General features: G+C 69.7%; 17 protein-coding genes and 1 tRNA gene. 11 read left to right on the forward strand and 7 right to left on the reverse strand.

Annotated elements, in window-relative coordinates:
- From serS to JWR86_RS03805, 4 genes are all read left to right on the forward strand, one after another.
- Positions 1-896 (forward strand): serine--tRNA ligase (gene serS / locus JWR86_RS03790; RefSeq protein ID WP_299560962.1); only part of this gene is annotated, 896 nt, incomplete at its 5' end.
- Between the two features lie 51 nt (positions 897-947).
- Positions 948-1,709: a 5'/3'-nucleotidase SurE gene (gene surE / locus JWR86_RS03795; protein ID WP_299560965.1), complete on the forward strand. Its 762-nt coding sequence runs from the start codon at positions 948-950 to the stop codon at positions 1,707-1,709.
- Between the two features lie 93 nt (positions 1,710-1,802).
- Positions 1,803-2,504: a protein-L-isoaspartate O-methyltransferase gene (locus tag JWR86_RS03800; protein ID WP_299560970.1), complete on the forward strand. Its 702-nt coding sequence runs from the start codon at positions 1,803-1,805 to the stop codon at positions 2,502-2,504.
- A 79-nt stretch (positions 2,505-2,583) separates the two neighbouring features.
- Positions 2,584-3,933 carry a peptidoglycan DD-metalloendopeptidase family protein gene (locus JWR86_RS03805; RefSeq protein WP_299560973.1) on the forward strand — a complete coding sequence of 450 codons (1,350 nt, stop codon included), beginning with the start codon at positions 2,584-2,586 and terminating at the stop codon, positions 3,931-3,933.
- A 91-nt stretch (positions 3,934-4,024) separates the two neighbouring features.
- Here the strand turns inward: JWR86_RS03805 and JWR86_RS03810 are convergent, their stop codons facing one another.
- The 5 genes from JWR86_RS03810 to moaA all read right to left on the reverse strand — a co-directional run bounded on the left by JWR86_RS03810 (position 4,025) and on the right by moaA (position 8,991).
- Entirely contained in the window at positions 4,025-4,897 is an 873-nt protein-coding gene (locus JWR86_RS03810) for an NAD(P)-dependent oxidoreductase (protein ID WP_299560976.1), read from the reverse strand.
- A 28-nt stretch (positions 4,898-4,925) separates the two neighbouring features.
- On the reverse strand, positions 4,926-5,726 hold the full coding sequence (locus tag JWR86_RS03815) for a transporter substrate-binding domain-containing protein (RefSeq protein ID WP_299560979.1): 801 nt from the start codon (positions 5,724-5,726) through the stop codon (positions 4,926-4,928).
- On the reverse strand, positions 5,723-7,165 hold the full coding sequence (locus tag JWR86_RS03820) for a TRAP transporter large permease subunit (RefSeq protein WP_299560982.1): 1,443 nt from the start codon (positions 7,163-7,165) through the stop codon (positions 5,723-5,725). The genes JWR86_RS03815 and JWR86_RS03820 overlap by 4 nt, the downstream gene beginning before the upstream one ends.
- Positions 7,166-7,201: 36 nt before the next feature.
- Complete coding sequence (locus JWR86_RS03825; RefSeq protein ID WP_299560985.1) at positions 7,202-7,741, reverse strand: TRAP transporter small permease subunit; 540 nt, start codon at positions 7,739-7,741, stop codon at positions 7,202-7,204.
- Between the two features lie 242 nt (positions 7,742-7,983).
- The gene (moaA, locus tag JWR86_RS03830; protein WP_299561009.1) at positions 7,984-8,991 is read right to left on the reverse strand and encodes a GTP 3',8-cyclase MoaA; all 1,008 of its coding nucleotides are present in this window, start codon (positions 8,989-8,991) and stop codon (positions 7,984-7,986) included.
- 102 nt (positions 8,992-9,093) lie between these two features.
- Between moaA and JWR86_RS03835 the strand changes: the two genes are divergently transcribed.
- Both JWR86_RS03835 and JWR86_RS03840 read left to right on the forward strand, forming a co-directional pair.
- Entirely contained in the window at positions 9,094-9,468 is a 375-nt protein-coding gene (locus tag JWR86_RS03835) for a DUF971 domain-containing protein (RefSeq protein WP_299560988.1), read from the forward strand.
- 95 nt (positions 9,469-9,563) lie between these two features.
- Positions 9,564-9,638, forward strand: a tRNA-Val gene (locus JWR86_RS03840).
- Here JWR86_RS03840 and JWR86_RS03845 read toward each other — a convergent pair.
- Entirely contained in the window at positions 9,617-10,315 is a 699-nt protein-coding gene (locus tag JWR86_RS03845; protein ID WP_299560991.1) for an HAD family hydrolase, read from the reverse strand. The two genes, JWR86_RS03840 and JWR86_RS03845, sit on opposite strands and share 22 nt — an antisense overlap.
- 107 nt (positions 10,316-10,422) lie before the next feature.
- On the opposite strand from JWR86_RS03845, the gene rpiA reads away from it, so the two are divergent.
- The gene (rpiA, locus tag JWR86_RS03850) at positions 10,423-11,157 is read left to right on the forward strand and encodes a ribose-5-phosphate isomerase RpiA (RefSeq protein WP_299560993.1); all 735 of its coding nucleotides are present in this window, start codon (positions 10,423-10,425) and stop codon (positions 11,155-11,157) included.
- Positions 11,148-11,648, forward strand: a complete 501-nt coding sequence (locus tag JWR86_RS03855; RefSeq protein ID WP_299560996.1) for a DUF2059 domain-containing protein — start codon at positions 11,148-11,150, stop codon at positions 11,646-11,648. Before rpiA ends, JWR86_RS03855 begins: the two co-directional genes overlap by 10 nt.
- Positions 11,649-11,662: 14 nt before the next feature.
- Here the strand turns inward: JWR86_RS03855 and JWR86_RS03860 are convergent, their stop codons facing one another.
- Complete coding sequence (locus tag JWR86_RS03860) at positions 11,663-12,613, reverse strand: tripartite tricarboxylate transporter substrate binding protein (protein WP_299560999.1); 951 nt, start codon at positions 12,611-12,613, stop codon at positions 11,663-11,665.
- 164 nt (positions 12,614-12,777) lie between these two features.
- On the opposite strand from JWR86_RS03860, the gene JWR86_RS03865 reads away from it, so the two are divergent.
- From JWR86_RS03865 to JWR86_RS03875, 3 genes are all read left to right on the forward strand, one after another.
- Positions 12,778-13,572 carry a VOC family protein gene (locus JWR86_RS03865; RefSeq protein WP_299561002.1) on the forward strand — a complete coding sequence of 265 codons (795 nt, stop codon included), beginning with the start codon at positions 12,778-12,780 and terminating at the stop codon, positions 13,570-13,572.
- Positions 13,573-13,761: 189 nt separating this feature from the next.
- Complete coding sequence (locus JWR86_RS03870) at positions 13,762-14,127, forward strand: NADH-quinone oxidoreductase subunit A (protein ID WP_299561005.1); 366 nt, start codon at positions 13,762-13,764, stop codon at positions 14,125-14,127.
- Positions 14,118-14,699: an NADH-quinone oxidoreductase subunit B family protein gene (locus JWR86_RS03875; protein ID WP_299561007.1), complete on the forward strand. Its 582-nt coding sequence runs from the start codon at positions 14,118-14,120 to the stop codon at positions 14,697-14,699. Before JWR86_RS03870 ends, JWR86_RS03875 begins: the two co-directional genes overlap by 10 nt.
- Positions 14,700-14,805: the final 106 nt, after the last annotated feature.

Raw genomic sequence — 14,805 nt, forward strand, 5'->3', positions numbered from 1 at the left:
CCCGGCTGGAGCGGGCGCTCGGCCAGTTCATGCTCGACCTGCACACGAGCGAGCACGGCTACACCGAGGTGTCGCCGCCGCTGATGGTGCGCGACGAGGCGATGTTCGGCACCGCGCAGTTGCCGAAGTTCAAGGACGATCAGTTCCCGGTCAACGTTTGGGACAAGGAGGACGAGTACCTGCGATCGGCGTTCGACGCGTTGGCTTCGATGGCCGCCGCAGGTGAGCACGCCGATGCATCGGGCATCCGGGTTCTCTGGGAGACCAACGCTGCACAGTACGGGAAGCAGCGGCACTGGCTCATCCCGACGGCCGAAGTTCCCCTGACCAATCTCGTCCGCGAAAGCATTCTGTCCGAGGACGAGCTCCCTCTCCGCCTGACCGCGCTCACGCCCTGCTTTCGGGCCGAGGCCGGTGCGGCGGGGCGGGACACGCGCGGCATGCTGCGCCAGCACCAGTTTTCCAAGGTCGAGCTCGTCTCCATCACCACCCCCGAGCAGTCCGCCTTCGAGCACGAGCGCATGCTGGCCTGCGCCGAGGAGGTCCTGAAGCGGCTCGACCTGCCGTTCCGGGTGATGACGCTGTGCACCGGCGACATGGGGTTTGCGGCGCAGAAGACCTACGACATCGAGGTCTGGATGCCGGGGCAGGGGAGCTATCGCGAGATCTCGTCCTGCTCGGTCTGCGGCGATTTCCAGGCCCGCCGCATGGAGGCGCGCTTTCGGCCCAAGGAGGGCAAGGGCCTGCGCCACGTGCACACGCTGAACGGGTCGGGCGTGGCGGTCGGCCGGGCGCTGATCGCGGTGCTGGAAAACTATCAGGAGGCCGACGGCACCGTCACGGTACCGACGGCGCTGCGCGCCTATATGGGCGGGCTGGAGCGGATCGGCGGTTGAGGGTCTCGCCCGCCTTCGACGAGCGAGACTAGGCCGGGCTGAGGACGACCCATGCGCATTTTGATCACCAATGACGACGGCATCCACTCGCCCGGCCTCGAACAGCTGGAGGAGGTCGCCCGCGAACTGTCGGACGACGTCTGGGTGGTGGCCCCGGAATTCGACAATTCCGGCGTGTCGCATTCGCTGTCGCTGTCGGACCCGCTGCGGCTGCGGGAGGCGGCGCCGCGCCGCTTCGCCGTGAAGGGCACGCCCACCGATTGCGTGATCCTCGCGACGCGGCACATCCTCAAGGATCAGGCCCCCGACCTCGTGCTGTCGGGCATCAACCGCGGCTCGAACGTGGCCGAGGACGTGACCTATTCGGGCACGGTCGCGGGCGCGATGGAGGGCACCATCCTGGGCATCCCGTCCATCGCCTTCAGCCAAGCCTATGGCCGCAGCGGCCGGGCCAACATCAAGTGGCATTGCGGCCGCCACCACGGCGCCGGGCTGATCCGCCGCCTCGTGGACCAGGGCATCCCGGACGGCGTGCTGCTGAACGTCAATTTCCCCGATTGCGAGCCGGCCGATGTGCGCGGCGTCGCCGTGACGGCGCAGGGCCGGCGCGACAAGGAGCTTCTCTCCATCGAGGAGCGGGCCGACGGCCGCGGCAACCCGTATTTCTGGATCGGCTTCTCCCGCAAGCACTACGAGCCGGGCAACGGCACCGACCTCAAGGCCCTGGCCGAGAACCGCATCTCGGTGACGCCGCTGCGGCTCGATCTCACGGACGAGCCGACCATGACGCAGCTCGCGCAAACCCTGCGCTAGGCCGCATCTCCGGCGGCCGAATCGGGCCGCCGGAGACACGCTTCCTCAACGGCCGCGGGCGCAAAGTGTCGGGAGATCACCCTCCGAGGCCCCGTGTCCGCCGCTCTCCGTCTGCCTGAACCGGTTCCGCCCAGCATCGAGACCGCCGCCTTCGTGCTGTCGCTGCGCAGCCGGGGCATCTTCGACCTTGCCGTCCTGAGAGCGATGGAGCGCGTGCCGCGGGACATCTTCGCCCCGCGCCGATATGGCGACCTCGCCCGCCAGGACGTGGCTCTGCCGCTGCCGCACGGGGAAACCATGACCGCCCCGGCCGTGGTCGCCCAGATGCTGGCGGCGCTCGCCGTCCGGCCCGGACAGCGCGTTCTCGAGATCGGAACCGGCTCGGGCTATGTGGCCGCCCTCCTGGCCCGCATGGGTGCGGAGATCCGCACCGTGGAGCGCCACCCGGTCCTCGCGGAGAGCGCCGCCCGGCGCCTCGCCGCCGCGGGGCTCCTGACATCCTGCCGTCTGAGCTGTGGCGACGGGTTCGCGGCCGCCGTGCTCGGCGAGGGCCGCTACGATCGCATTCTTCTGAACGGCAGCGTGCCGGCGACCCCCGCCGTCTTGACCTCGCGCCTCGCCGCGGGCGGGCGAATGGTCGGCGGGCTTGCGCCGGAGGGCGGCCGCGCGGTCCTCCTCGTCATGACGCGGGACGAGGCGGGCGAGCTGCAGAGCCGGACGGGCCCGGCCCTCCGTTTGGGGCGGCTTCATATCGCCGAAGCCACAGCCGGGGCCGCGCCGGCAACGGAAGCTTAACGCCAATCGCTGTTTACTATGACGGTCGGTTGTGTCGGGTGCGGGTGTTGAGATGCGTAACGGTCTCGTGAGCGAATTGATGAGGGCGGCTTCCCGGATCGCCTTGATCGGCGTCGTCGGTTCGCTGGCCGCGGCTTGCAGCACGGACAGCGTGCGCTTCGCCGAAAACCCCTTCTCCAACCCCTTCGCGGCCTCCGGCGCCGGCACCGGCGCCGAGCCCAGCATGACGGGTAGCGTCGACGAGCCAGGGCCTGCCCCGGCTCCTCGGGCCCCGAGCGAAACGGTTCGCGCCGAGCCGCTCGCCCCCGTCCGCACGGCGGCCCTGCCCACCCCCTCGTCCCCGTCGCCGGCCCCGTCCCGCACGGCCTCCGGCAAGGCCGGCTGGTCGGCTGCGGGCGGCACGACCATCACGGTCGGCTCGGCCGACAGCCTCTCGTCCATCTCCGACCGCTACGGCGTCCCCGGCAGCGCCATCCTGGCCGCCAACGGCATCACGGCCGGACAGGTGACGGGCGGGCGCCGCGTCGTCATCCCCGTCTACAGCGCCGATGGCGGCGGCACGGCGGCCCCGACCCGCACGGTCGAGGCGCCCCGGCCCGGCCGGCTGGCCGCCAGCCCCGAACTGTCGCGCCCGGTTGCCGAGCCGCCCCGCAAGGTCGCCGACGCCGCCGAGAGCAAGTCGCGGGTCCGTCCGGGACCGCCCGCGCAGGTGCTGGCGCTGCCGAAACAGGCCGCCGCGAAGGCGCCTGAGCCGGTGAAGTCGGCGGCCGCCAAGCCCAAGGCACCCGAGCCCGTGAAGACGGCCGCCGCCCGCCCCGCCGTGGACGCCAAGACAACCGTGAAAGCCACGCCGGCTCCGGCCAAGGTGGTCGCGGCCGCCAAGCCCGCGCCGGAACCGGCCGCAAAGCCGGTCAAGACGGCCCAGAAGCCCGAGCCCCAGAAGGTCGCGGCCGTGGCAGCGCCGAAATCCGAGCCCGCCAAGCCGAGCCGGGAGCCGGAATCAACCGGCGCCCTGCCGAGTGCCGCGCCGGCCGCGCCCGCTCCGGCTGCACCGACGGCGGACTTCCGCTGGCCGGCCCGCGGCCGGGTCATCACCGGTTTCGGCGGCTCCGGCTCCAACGAGGGCATCAACATCGCGGTGCCGGACGGCACGCCGGTGAAGGCCGCCGGCGACGGCGTCGTGGCCTATGCGGGCAACGAGGTGAAGGGCTACGGCAACCTCGTCCTGATCCGCCACGACAACGGCTATGTGTCGGCCTATGCTCACAATTCCGACCTTGACGTGAAGCGGGGCCAGAAGGTCACGCGCGGCCAGACCATCGCCAAGGCCGGCCAGACCGGCAACGTGACCTCGCCGCAGCTCCACTTCGAGATCCGCAAGGGTTCGACCCCGGTCGATCCGATGCGCTACCTGGCCAGCGCGCAATAGGCGCCGGCCCCAAGGCTCGACATCCAACCCGGCCCGGCGCCGGGTTGCGGACAGGCCGGAGCGCCCCGCGAGGGTGCCCCGGCTTTTTTCGTCAGCTTGTCTGGTTGAGCCGGGCCAAGAGGCTCGACGTGTCCCAGCGGCCGCCGCCCATGCGCTGCACCTCGGCATAGAACTGGTCGACCACCGCCGTGACGGGGAGGAGCGCCCCGTTGCGCTTGGCCTCGTCGAGGCAGATGCCCAGGTCCTTGCGCATCCAGTCGACGGCGAAGCCGAACTCGTACTTGCCCTGGTCCATGGTCTTGCCGCGGTTCTCCATCTGCCAGGAGCCTGCGGCCCCTTTGGAGATGACATCCAGCACCGCCTCGATGTCGAGCCCGGCGCGCTGACCGAAGCCGATCGCCTCCGCCAGGCCCTGAACCAGCCCCGCGATGCAGATCTGGTTCATCATCTTGGTGAGCTGGCCCGATCCCGAGGGGCCGAGCAGGCGGCAGGCCCGGGCGAAGCTCATGATCACCGGCTCGACACGGCCGTAGGTCGCCGGGTCGCCGCCGCACATCACGGTCAGAACGCCGTTCTCGGCGCCGGCCTGACCTCCCGAGACGGGCGCGTCGATGAAGCCGAAGCCACGGGCCTGGGCCTCCTGTTCGAGTTCGCGTGCTACGGCGGCCGATGCGGTGGTGTGGTCGACGAAGACGCTGCCCTGGCCCATCGCCGCGAAGGCGCCGCCCGGGCCGGTCGTGACCTGGCGCAGGTCGTCGTCGTTGCCGACGCAGCAGAACACGATGTCACGCCCTCGCGCGGCCTCCTCGGGCGTGCCGGCGTGGGCTCCGCCGTGGTCGGCGACCCATCGTTCCGCCTTGGCCCGGGTTCGGTTGTACACCGTGACCTCGTGACCCTTGGCAGCGAGATGCCGGGCCATGGGGTAGCCCATCACCCCGAGCCCCAGGAATGCCACCTTCGCCATTGCGTCGTCTCCCCCGCCGGCTGGCCGGCTATTTGATGTCGAACGGAATGTATTTCGCCCGGATCCGGTCGTAGGTGCCGTCGGCCATCACCGCCTCGATGGCCTGATCGAACATCTCGGCGAGGCCGCGGTCGCCCTTGCGCAGCGCGACGCCGAAGCCCTCGCCGCGATCCACCGGCAGGTCCGCCACCTCACGGCAGCAGCCGGATCCCTCGCGGCTGGCGAGAAACCGCGACAGGGCGAGCTTGTCGCCCAGCACGTAGTCGATGCGGCCGGTCAGGAGATCGAGCTGCGCCTCCTCCAGCTTGTGGAACTGGCGCAGACTTGGCGGCTGCCGCAACGCTTCGAGATACGCCTCGAACTCACTGTTGGCGACGGCCCCGACGGTGCGGCCGGCGAGGTCTTCGGGCCGGAACGGCTGCGTCTCCGGCTCGCCGTCCTTGCGGCCGATCAGAACGGAGGGAACCCGGTAGTAGCGGCGCGAGAAGCGGTAGCGCGTGCGCCGCTCCGGGGTGATCTCCATGGAGGACATGATGGCGTCGTAGCGGCCGGCCTTGAGGCCCGCATACATGCCGTCCCAGTCCTGAAGCGTGATCGTGCAGGGCAGGCCCATCCGGTCACAGAGGGCCCGGGCGAGGTCGACCTCGAACCCGGCGGGGTCGCTGCCCTCGACGTAGTTGAAGGGCGGGTAGGCGCCCTCCGTGACGATCCGGAGAGCGCTCTGCCCATGCGCCGCCTGGACTCCGCCAAGGGCCACCAGCAGCAACGCAACGGCCTGGAGCCCGCGCCGGAGCGGAGCGAGCACGGTGCGGCGACGACGCTGGGTCATTCGATCTTCGGCGGGCCTTCGAGGCCCGGAATGCCGAGGCTGGGCGCGTCGGCGCCGGGCATCTGCAGCCCGCGCAGCGTCTCTTCCACGGCGGCCGGATCCTTCAGGGTGGGCGTGCCGATCCAGTATGTCACCGAGCTCGGCCAGAAGATGACGATGGCCACGAGAATGAGCTGCATCACCACCCAGGGCAGCGCCCCCCAGTAGATGTCGCGGCTGCGCACGGCCTTCGGGGCGACGCCGCGCAGATAGAACAGCGCGAATCCGAACGGCGGGTGCATGAAGCTCGTCTGCATGTTCACACAGAGCAGGACCCCGAACCAGATCAGGTTGATGTCCAGCTTCGCGGCCACCGGAGCGAGCAGCGGGATGACGATGAAGGCGATCTCAAAAAAATCGAGGAAGAACGCCAGGAAGAACACGAACACGTTGACGAAGATCAGGAAGCCGGTCTGGCCCCCGGGCAGGCCGACCAGCATGTGCTCGATCCAGCGGCCCCCATCCATGCCCTGGAACACCAGACTGAACACCGTGGAGCCGACCAGGATGAAGACCACCATGGCGGTCAACCGCATGGTCGACTGCATGCCCTGCCAGACCAGGGACCAGGTCAGCCGGCGATGCGCGGCCGCCAGGGCGATGGCGCCGACGGCGCCCATGGCGCCCGCCTCGGTCGGCGTGGCGAGGCCCATGAAGATGGTGCCCAGAACCAGGAAGATCAGGACGATGGAGGGGATCATGCCCCAGAGCACGCGTCGGATCAGCGGCCAGCCCATCTCGCCGCGTGCTTCGGGCGGCAGCGGCGGCATGCTGTTCGGGCGCAGGATTGCCAGCGCCACGATGTACAGGATGAAGATCAGAACCTGCAGCATCGAGGGCCCGATCGCCCCGAGATACATGTCGCCGACCGAGCGGCCGAGCTGGTCGGCGAGGACGATCAGGACGAGCGAGGGCGGGATCAGCTGGGTGATCGTGCCCGAGGCCGCGATCACGCCCGTGGCGAGCCGCATGTCGTAGCCGTAGCGCATCATCACGGGCAGCGAGATCACGCCCATGGCGATGACGGACGCCGCGACCGTCCCCGTGATCGCCCCCAGGATGGCGCCGACGATGATCACCGCGAAGGCGAGTCCGCCCGGGATCTTGCCGAAGAGCTGGCCCGTGCCTTCGAGCAGGTCCTCGGCGAGACCGCAGCGCTCCAGGATCGCGCCCATAAAGGTGAAGAACGGGATGGCGAGCAGGAGCTCGTTGGAGATGATCCCGTAGAACCGAAACGGCAGGGCCTGCAGGAAGTCCGGGCTGAAATGGCCCGTCCAGATCCCGAACATGCCGAAGAACAGCCCGACCGCTGCCAGCGAGAATGCGACGGGAAAGCCGATCAGCAAGAACAGGATCATGCCCCCAAACATCAGGGGCGGCAGGGGGCCGAAAGCGAACATGGCGGAGCCGTCCTCTGAGACGCCTGGGCGGGACGATTACTGGACCGGCTTCTCGTACTTCACGTCGAGCTGCATCCGCCCTTGAAGGGTGAGGATGCGCTTGATCAGTTCAGACAGGCCCTGGAGCAGCAGAAGGGCGAAACCCAGGGGAATCAGGAGCTTGGCGGGCCAGATGGTGAGGCCGCCGGCGCTGCTCGACACTTCGCCGCTCCGGAACGACACGGTGAAGAGCGGGATCGAGATCCAGGTCAGGTACGCGGTCACCGGCAGGAAGAAGAGCACCAGGCCAACGATGTCGACCCACACCTGCTTCTCCTCCGACAGCGAGGAATAGACGAGGTCGACCCGCACGTGCTCGTTCATGCGCAGGGTGTAGGCGGCGCCCAGAAACACGAGGGCACCGAAACTGTACCACTGGATTTCCAGGAAGGCGTTCGACGAGTAGCTGAACAGATAGCGCACGATGGCGTTGCCGGCGCTCACGACGCAGGCGAACAGCACGAGCCAGGTCGCGATCCAGGCGGCGCCGGCGTTGAGCCGATCCACCGCCCGGCTGAAAGCCAGCAGTACCCCCACGCGCCCACCATCCTTGTTTGGGGCCCGATCCCCGCCCAAGGAAGCCTTGAACGTGAAGTGAGGCGCCGTCGTCAAGTCGGCATTCGCCCGCAACCCTGACGTCATGGACGGCAGGTGCCAAGAAATGCACCAGCGATCGTCTTCCGTGCTGGCGCCCTCGGGCGACGGACCGATCGGACGTGACAGCGATCAACCTGCCGTGGTGGTCCGGCAGCTCGGAAAAGGGGCAGGGCGGGCGGGCGTCAGCCCCCGGTCACGCTCATGTGCCGCGCCACGGCCGGGGCGGCGCGCTCGATGACGAAGTCGTGTCCCCGCGGTTTGCGCGAAATGGCGTCCGCGATGGCCGCCTCCAGCTTCTCGTCGCCCTCCGACATGCGCATGGGGGCGCGCAGATCTGCTGCATCCTCCTGGCCGAGGCACATAAAGAGCTGGCCCGTGCAGGTCAGGCGAACGCGGTTGCAGCCTTCGCAGAAATTGTGGGTCAGCGGCGTGATGAAGCCGAGCTTGCCGCCCGTCTCCTCGATCCGGACGTAGCGGGCGGGCCCGCCCGAACGCTCGGGCAGGTCGGTCAGCGTGAACCGGGACGCGAGCCGCTCCCTCACGACCGAGAGGGGCAGGAACTGGTCGACGCGTCCGGGCTCGATGTCGCCGAGCGGCATGACCTCGATCAGGGTCATGTCCATCGAGCGGCCGTGGGCCCACTCGATCATCGGCACGATCTCGTCCTCGTTCACACCCTTGAGCGCGACGGCGTTGATCTTGACGCGCAGCCCGGCGCGCTGGGCTGCGTCGATCCCCCGCAGCACCTGGGCCAGGTCGCCGCGGCGGGTCACCTCACGGAAGCGGCCGGGGTCGAGTGTGTCGAGCGAGACGTTGATCCGGCGCACGCCGCGGGCCGCGAGGTCAGCCGCGAAGCGGTCGAGCAGGGTCCCGTTCGTGGTCAGCGTGAGCTCGTCCAGCGACCCCGCCTCGAGATGGCGCGACAGGGATCGGAACAGCTCCATGAGATCGCGCCGCACCAGGGGCTCGCCGCCTGTGATGCGGAGCTTGCGGACGCCGTGCCGCACAAAGGCCGAGCAGACGCGGTCCAGCTCCTCGAGCGTCAGCAATTCGCGCTTGGGCAGGAACTGCATCGTCTCCGACATGCAGTACACGCAGCGCAGGTCGCACCGGTCGGTGACCGAGACGCGCAAGTACGTCACGTGCCGGCCGAACGGGTCCATCAGGATCGGCGCGGCGGGCGGCGACATCAGATCCGTAGCGGACAGCAAGATCCTGGTCCCGGTTAGCCCCTCTTCATGTAGTGAGGGCGGGCCCGGCGTCAATTCAGGGCGGCGCCGCAGGAGAACAGCATGGGCACCGAGAGCTGGCCGTCGGAGATCAGGCTCGTTGCGGATCGGCGCGCGCTTCGCCTCCGGTTCGATGCCGGCGAGGTCACCGTCCCGGCCGAACTCCTGCGGGTGCAAAGTCCCTCGGCGGAGGTGCAGGGCCACTCGGCCGGTGAGCGCAAGCTCGTGCCGGGCAAGCGCGACGTGGCGATCACGGCCGTCGATCCGGTCGGCAATTATGCGGTGAGGCTCGTCTTCAGCGACGGGCACTCGACGGGGATCTACCCCTGGGATCTGCTGGTCAGGCTCGGCCAGGACCCCGAGGGCGCGCTGGCACGCTACCGGGCCGAGCTGGCCCAGGCCTCCTTGTCGCACGAGCCCGGTCCGGGGCGTCGCTGAGGCCGCGGATGGCGTCCGGGCCGCGCTGATGCGTTCCCTGGCTTGACGGTCCGGGAACGTCCCCTTAGATGCGCGGACCGGTCGCCCTGCGGCCCGGGCGCGTAGCTCAGCGGGAGAGCATTCGCTTCACACGCGAAGGGTCACAGGTTCAATCCCTGTCGCGCCCACCACTCTGATGACCTGGCAGGCGCGAGACCGCCCCGGGCAGCTCCGCAAAACTCTGGATCACGACGTCGGGCGCCATCTCGGCCAGCGGCCGGTCCGCATATCCGAACGGCACGGCGACGACCGGGATGCCGGCCGCTTTCGCGGTGTCGATGTCCGTCTTCGAATCACCCACCATCACGGCCCGCTCCGGATCGCCGCCGGCGGCCTCGATGGTCAGCGTCAGGTGGCGCGGGTCGGGCTTGTACCAGGGGAAGGTGTCCCGCCCGCAGATGGCCGCGAAACGGTCGGCGATGCCGAGCAACCCCAGCAGCGTGCGGGAATGCGACTCGATCTTGTTGGTGCAGACGGCCAGCAGGTAGCCCCGCTCGGAGAGGGTCGTGAGCGCCTCCTCCACATGCGGAAACAGGTAGCTGTCGACGCAGAGCCGCTCGCCGTAGACCGCGAGGAAGCGCCGGAACAGCTCGTCCGAATGGGCCGGGGTGAGCTCCCGGTGCCCGGCCTCGAATCCCCGTTCCACCAGCGCGCGCGCGCCCGCGCCGATCATGTCGCGCGCGTCGCTGAAGGCCACCGGCGGCAGACCTTCCTCCGCCATGATGACGTTGAGCGTGGAGATCAGGTCGGGAGCGGTCTCGGCGAGCGTTCCGTCGAGGTCGAATACGGCTATGGGAGGACGAGGCATGAGCTTGGCTAGACGCCGAGCCGGGGGTGATCAAGCGCCCCGTTCGGACCCGAGGAGAGTTCCATGAGCAAGGCTGCAGACGTGACCCGGATCGGGCGGCCGTTCCCGTGAGCACAGCCGAGGAGAAGCTGCGGGCGGCCGAGCGGGCCGTCGACTTCGTGCAGGACGGGATGCGGCTCGGGCTGGGGACGGGCTCCACGGCGGCCCTCTTCGTCGCCGCGCTGGGCCGCCGGACCGCGTCCGGCCTGTCCGTGCTGGCGGTGCCGACCTCGGAGGCCACCCGGCGCCAGGCCGAGGCGCTCGGGATCCCGCTCGCGACGCTCGACGACGAGCCGGAGCTGGACCTGACCGTGGACGGCGCCGACGAGATCGATCCCGCGTTGAACCTCATCAAGGGGGGCGGCGGCGCGCTGCTCCGGGAAAAGCTGGTTGCGGCCGCGAGCCGCCGCATGCTGGTCATCGCCGACAGCGCCAAGCGCGTGACGCGGCTGGGCCGCTTTCCTCTGCCCATCGAGGTCGTCCCGTTCGGGCTGGAGACCACGCACAGGCGGGTCGCGGCCGTGCTGGCCGAAGCCGCCCCGGGAGGGCGTCTCACCTTGCGGCGGGACACGGCGGGTGCGCCCGTCCTGACCGACGGCGCCCACTACATCCTGGATGCCGAGCTCGGAGCGATCGAGTCGCCCGCGGAACTCGGGGCTGCCCTCAAGGCGGTGCTGGGCGTGGTCGAGCACGGGCTCTTCGTGGGCCTTGCGGACACCGCCTTGATCGGGGCGCAGGACGGCGTCATGGAGATTGTGCGACCGACGCCGTCGCGACCCGGAGAACGCGCTTCATGTGGATGAGACCGGTTACGCTCTGGGCCGCCCTGATCGGGCTCTCCCTTGTCGCCGCGGTGCCCGCTGCGGCTCAGGAACCGAGCGCCTCGCATCTGGCCGCCGCGCGCGAACTCGTGGTCGCGGGCGGAACCGGGGGCAGCATCGACGCGATCTTTCCGACGCTGTTCGAGGATATCCGGCGCCAGAGCGTCACCCGGCCGGAGCTCAGCAAGGACCTGAACGACGTCCTGAAATCGCTCGAGGCCGAGCTCGAAACTCAGCGGCAGCAGGCGATGAACATTGCCGCGCGGGGCTATGCCAAGTGGCTGAGCGAGGCTGAGATCCGCGACGCGCTCGCCTTCTTCACGTCGGCGAGCGGCAAGAAATACGTGACCGTGCTGCCGGACCTCACCGAGGACGTGGTGCAGTCGCTCACCTCCTGGTCGCAGGTCGCCTCCGAATACGTGATGACCCGCGTGCGGGTGGAGATGACCAAGCGCGGGCACCAGATGCAGTAAGCGCCGGGCTGAGCCTAGCGTTTCAGGAGGCCCGCGGAGCCGAGCGCCCGCTTGACCCGGGCCTCCTCCATCCGGAGGAACTCGCCGAACCGCTCCGGCGGCAGAAAGGCGTCCTGCCAGCCCTTGCGCTCCAGCAATTCGCGCCAGCCGGGGGAGCCCACCAGGGCATCGAGCTGGCGCAGAAGCCTGGCCCGGGCTTCGGGAGCGATGCCCGGGCGGGCGAGCAGCCCGCGCCAGTTCGAGAGCTGCATGGCCACGCCGCTGTCCGCCAGCGTGGGCGCATCGATGCCCGGAACCCGCGCCATCGCGGCCACCCCCAGGAGCCGCACCCGGCCCGCCTTGGCCTCGCCAGCGATCTCGGACCAGGGCACAATCACGGCAGAGACCTTGCTCTCGCCCGCTGCCGCGGCCGCCTCTGCACTGGTGATGAACGGCACGTAGACGAGACGGGCCACGTCGGCGTCCGTGAGGCGCGCCAGCATGATCGCGGCCACGTGGTCGATGCCGCCCGGAGGACCTCCGGCCCAGGCCACCTTGCCCGGATCCTCGGCCATCGCGGCCCGGAGATCGTCGACACTGCGGACGGGCGAGGCCGCCGGCACGGCGAGCACGAAATGGTCGGCGACCAGACGGGCGATCGGCGTCATCTCGGCGAGGCCCGATGGGACGCGATGGAGAAAGATCGCGTTCAGCATCGTGAGCCCGGTCACGAGCAGCGCGTCGTCGTCCCCCTCGAGGGCGAATTGGGCCAGGCCCACCGTGCCGCCGCTCCCGGGAAGGTTGACGACCCTGACCTGGCGCTCGCCGCGTTCGTCCGACAGGCCGCTCTTGAGCGCCTGGGCGAGCTGGTCCCAGCTGCTTCCCGGCGGGGAGGGAGCCACGATGCTGAGATCCTGGGCGCCGGCGGCCGACGCGAAGCCGAGGAACGCCGCGACGCAGGCCCGGAGCAGGACAGTCGATCTCATCTCGTCCGTGAGCCGTTTCGCCCCCGCCCGGCGAGGCTAGCCCTAGGGGCGCGTCGCGACAAGCGTGAGCCGGGTTGGTGGGAGGGCGCCGCCGTCAGGCCGCGGCACGGCTGGACAGTCGCCCGGGGCGTCCGCATCGAAGGCGCCGCGGGGAGGAGATGTGGATGTCGCTCAAACTCGATCATGTCGTCATCGGGGTGGCAGATCTCGAACAGGCGGCCGCCGCCTACGGTCAGCTTGGCTTCACGGTGATCCGGGGCGGAGAGCACGCCAACGGCATCACCCGCAACGTCCTCGTCGTGTTCCAGGACGGAGTCTATCTGGAGCTGATCGGCTGGAGGCGCCCCGATCCGGGCCACCGCTGGTCTGAAGTGTTTCACGCCGCAGGGGAAGGGTTCCTCGATCACGCCCTGCTGCCCGACGACATCGGGGCCGACGTGGCGGCCGCTCAGGAACGCGGCCTCGACATCGAGGTTCCCGTGCCCGGCGGTCGCCTCCGTCCCGATGGGCAGCGGCTGGAGTGGCGCACGGCCCGCTCGCCGGGCGCCGACGTGCCGTTTCTTTGTGGCGACATCACGCCTCGCCGGCTCCGGGTGGAGGAGGGGGAGGTTCGCCGCCACGCGAACGGCGCGACGGGGGTGGCCGAGGTCGTGGTCGCGGTCCGGAATGTGGAGCGCTCGCTGGGGCGCTACGCCGCGCTGCTCGGCTCCGATTCGCCGCCGCCGGCGCGGGACGGGCAGGTGGCGGGCGGCCCGGCCCGGGTCGGCACGCTCTCGCTCGCCCGCGGCACCCGGGTGACCCTGGCCTGCCCGCTCGGGACAGCCGGCCCGCTCGCCGCCGCCCTGGCGACCCGGGGGGAGGGGCCCTTCAGCCTGACGCTCGAGGGCGAGCGCAGCCTGGAGCTTGATCCGGCGCTGTTGCACGGGGCCCGTCTCGCCTTGCAGGCAGGGCAGCTGTGAGCGGTTCACCGGCCGGTCACAATGCGACCGGGCAGCGGGTTGTCTCTTTAGAACGCCTGCATTAAGCCGGCCGGGTCGCTTTGAAGGGTACCCGCCGGACCCCATATAGGCGTCATCGCTCGAGAGACGCTGTTATTCCGGGCCGGTCGGGGTCGCGCCGCGGCGTCGTCCGGGCGCAGCGGGTGCTGAATGAACGATCTGCTGACTGCATACCTGCCGCTCGTGATCTTCATCGGCGTGTCGCTGGTGATCGCCGGGGCGCTGCTCGTGTTCCCCTTCGTCGTTGCCTACAAGCAACCGGATCCCGAGAAGCTCTCCGCCTACGAATGCGGCTTCAACGCGTTTGACGACGCGCGCATGAAGTTCGACGTGCGCTTCTACCTGGTCGCGATCCTGTTCATCATCTTCGACCTCGAAGTGGCCTTCCTGTTCCCGTGGGCGATCACGTTCGGCAATCTCGGCTGGTACGGATTCTGGTCGATGATGATCTTTCTCGGCGTGCTGACGGTGGGCTTCGCCTACGAGTGGAAGAAGGGGGCCCTGGAATGGGACTGACCGCCTCTCAGACGCTGGTCGCTCCGGCGCCGCGCGGAATCATCGATCCGGCCACCGGCAAGCCCTTGGGGGCCGACGACCCGTTCTTTGGCGGCATGAACGCCGAGCTCGCCGATCGCGGGTTCCTGGTCACCTCCGCGGACGACCTCATCACCTGGGCCCGCACCGGCTCCCTGATGTGGATGACCTTCGGCCTCGCCTGCTGCGCGGTCGAGATGATGCAGATGTCCATGCCGCGCTACGATGCCGAGCGCTTCGGTTTCGCGCCTCGCGCGACGCCGCGGCAATCGGACGTGATGATCGTGGCCGGCACGCTGACCAACAAGATGGCCCCGGCCTTGCGCAAGGTCTACGACCAGATGAGCGAGCCGCGCTGGGTGATCAGCATGGGCAGCTGCGCCAATGGCGGCGGCTATTACCATTACAGCTACAGCGTGGTGCGCGGCTGCGACCGCATCGTGCCGGTGGACATCTATGTCCCGGGCTGCCCGCCCACGGCCGAGGCCCTGGTCTACGGCATCCTGCAGCTGCAGAAGAAAATTCGCCGGACCGGGAGCATCCTCCGTGGCTGAGGACATCTCGACCGAGACCGTTGCCCCCGCGCCGCTGACGGCGCTGGAGCAGCTCGTGGCCGCCATCACGGCCTCCGTGCCGCCGGGCGTCGTCACGCGTGCGCGC

The organism is Enterovirga sp. (assembly GCF_028290205.1).
In the GTDB taxonomy this organism is placed as follows: Bacteria; Pseudomonadota; Alphaproteobacteria; order Rhizobiales; family Beijerinckiaceae; genus Enterovirga.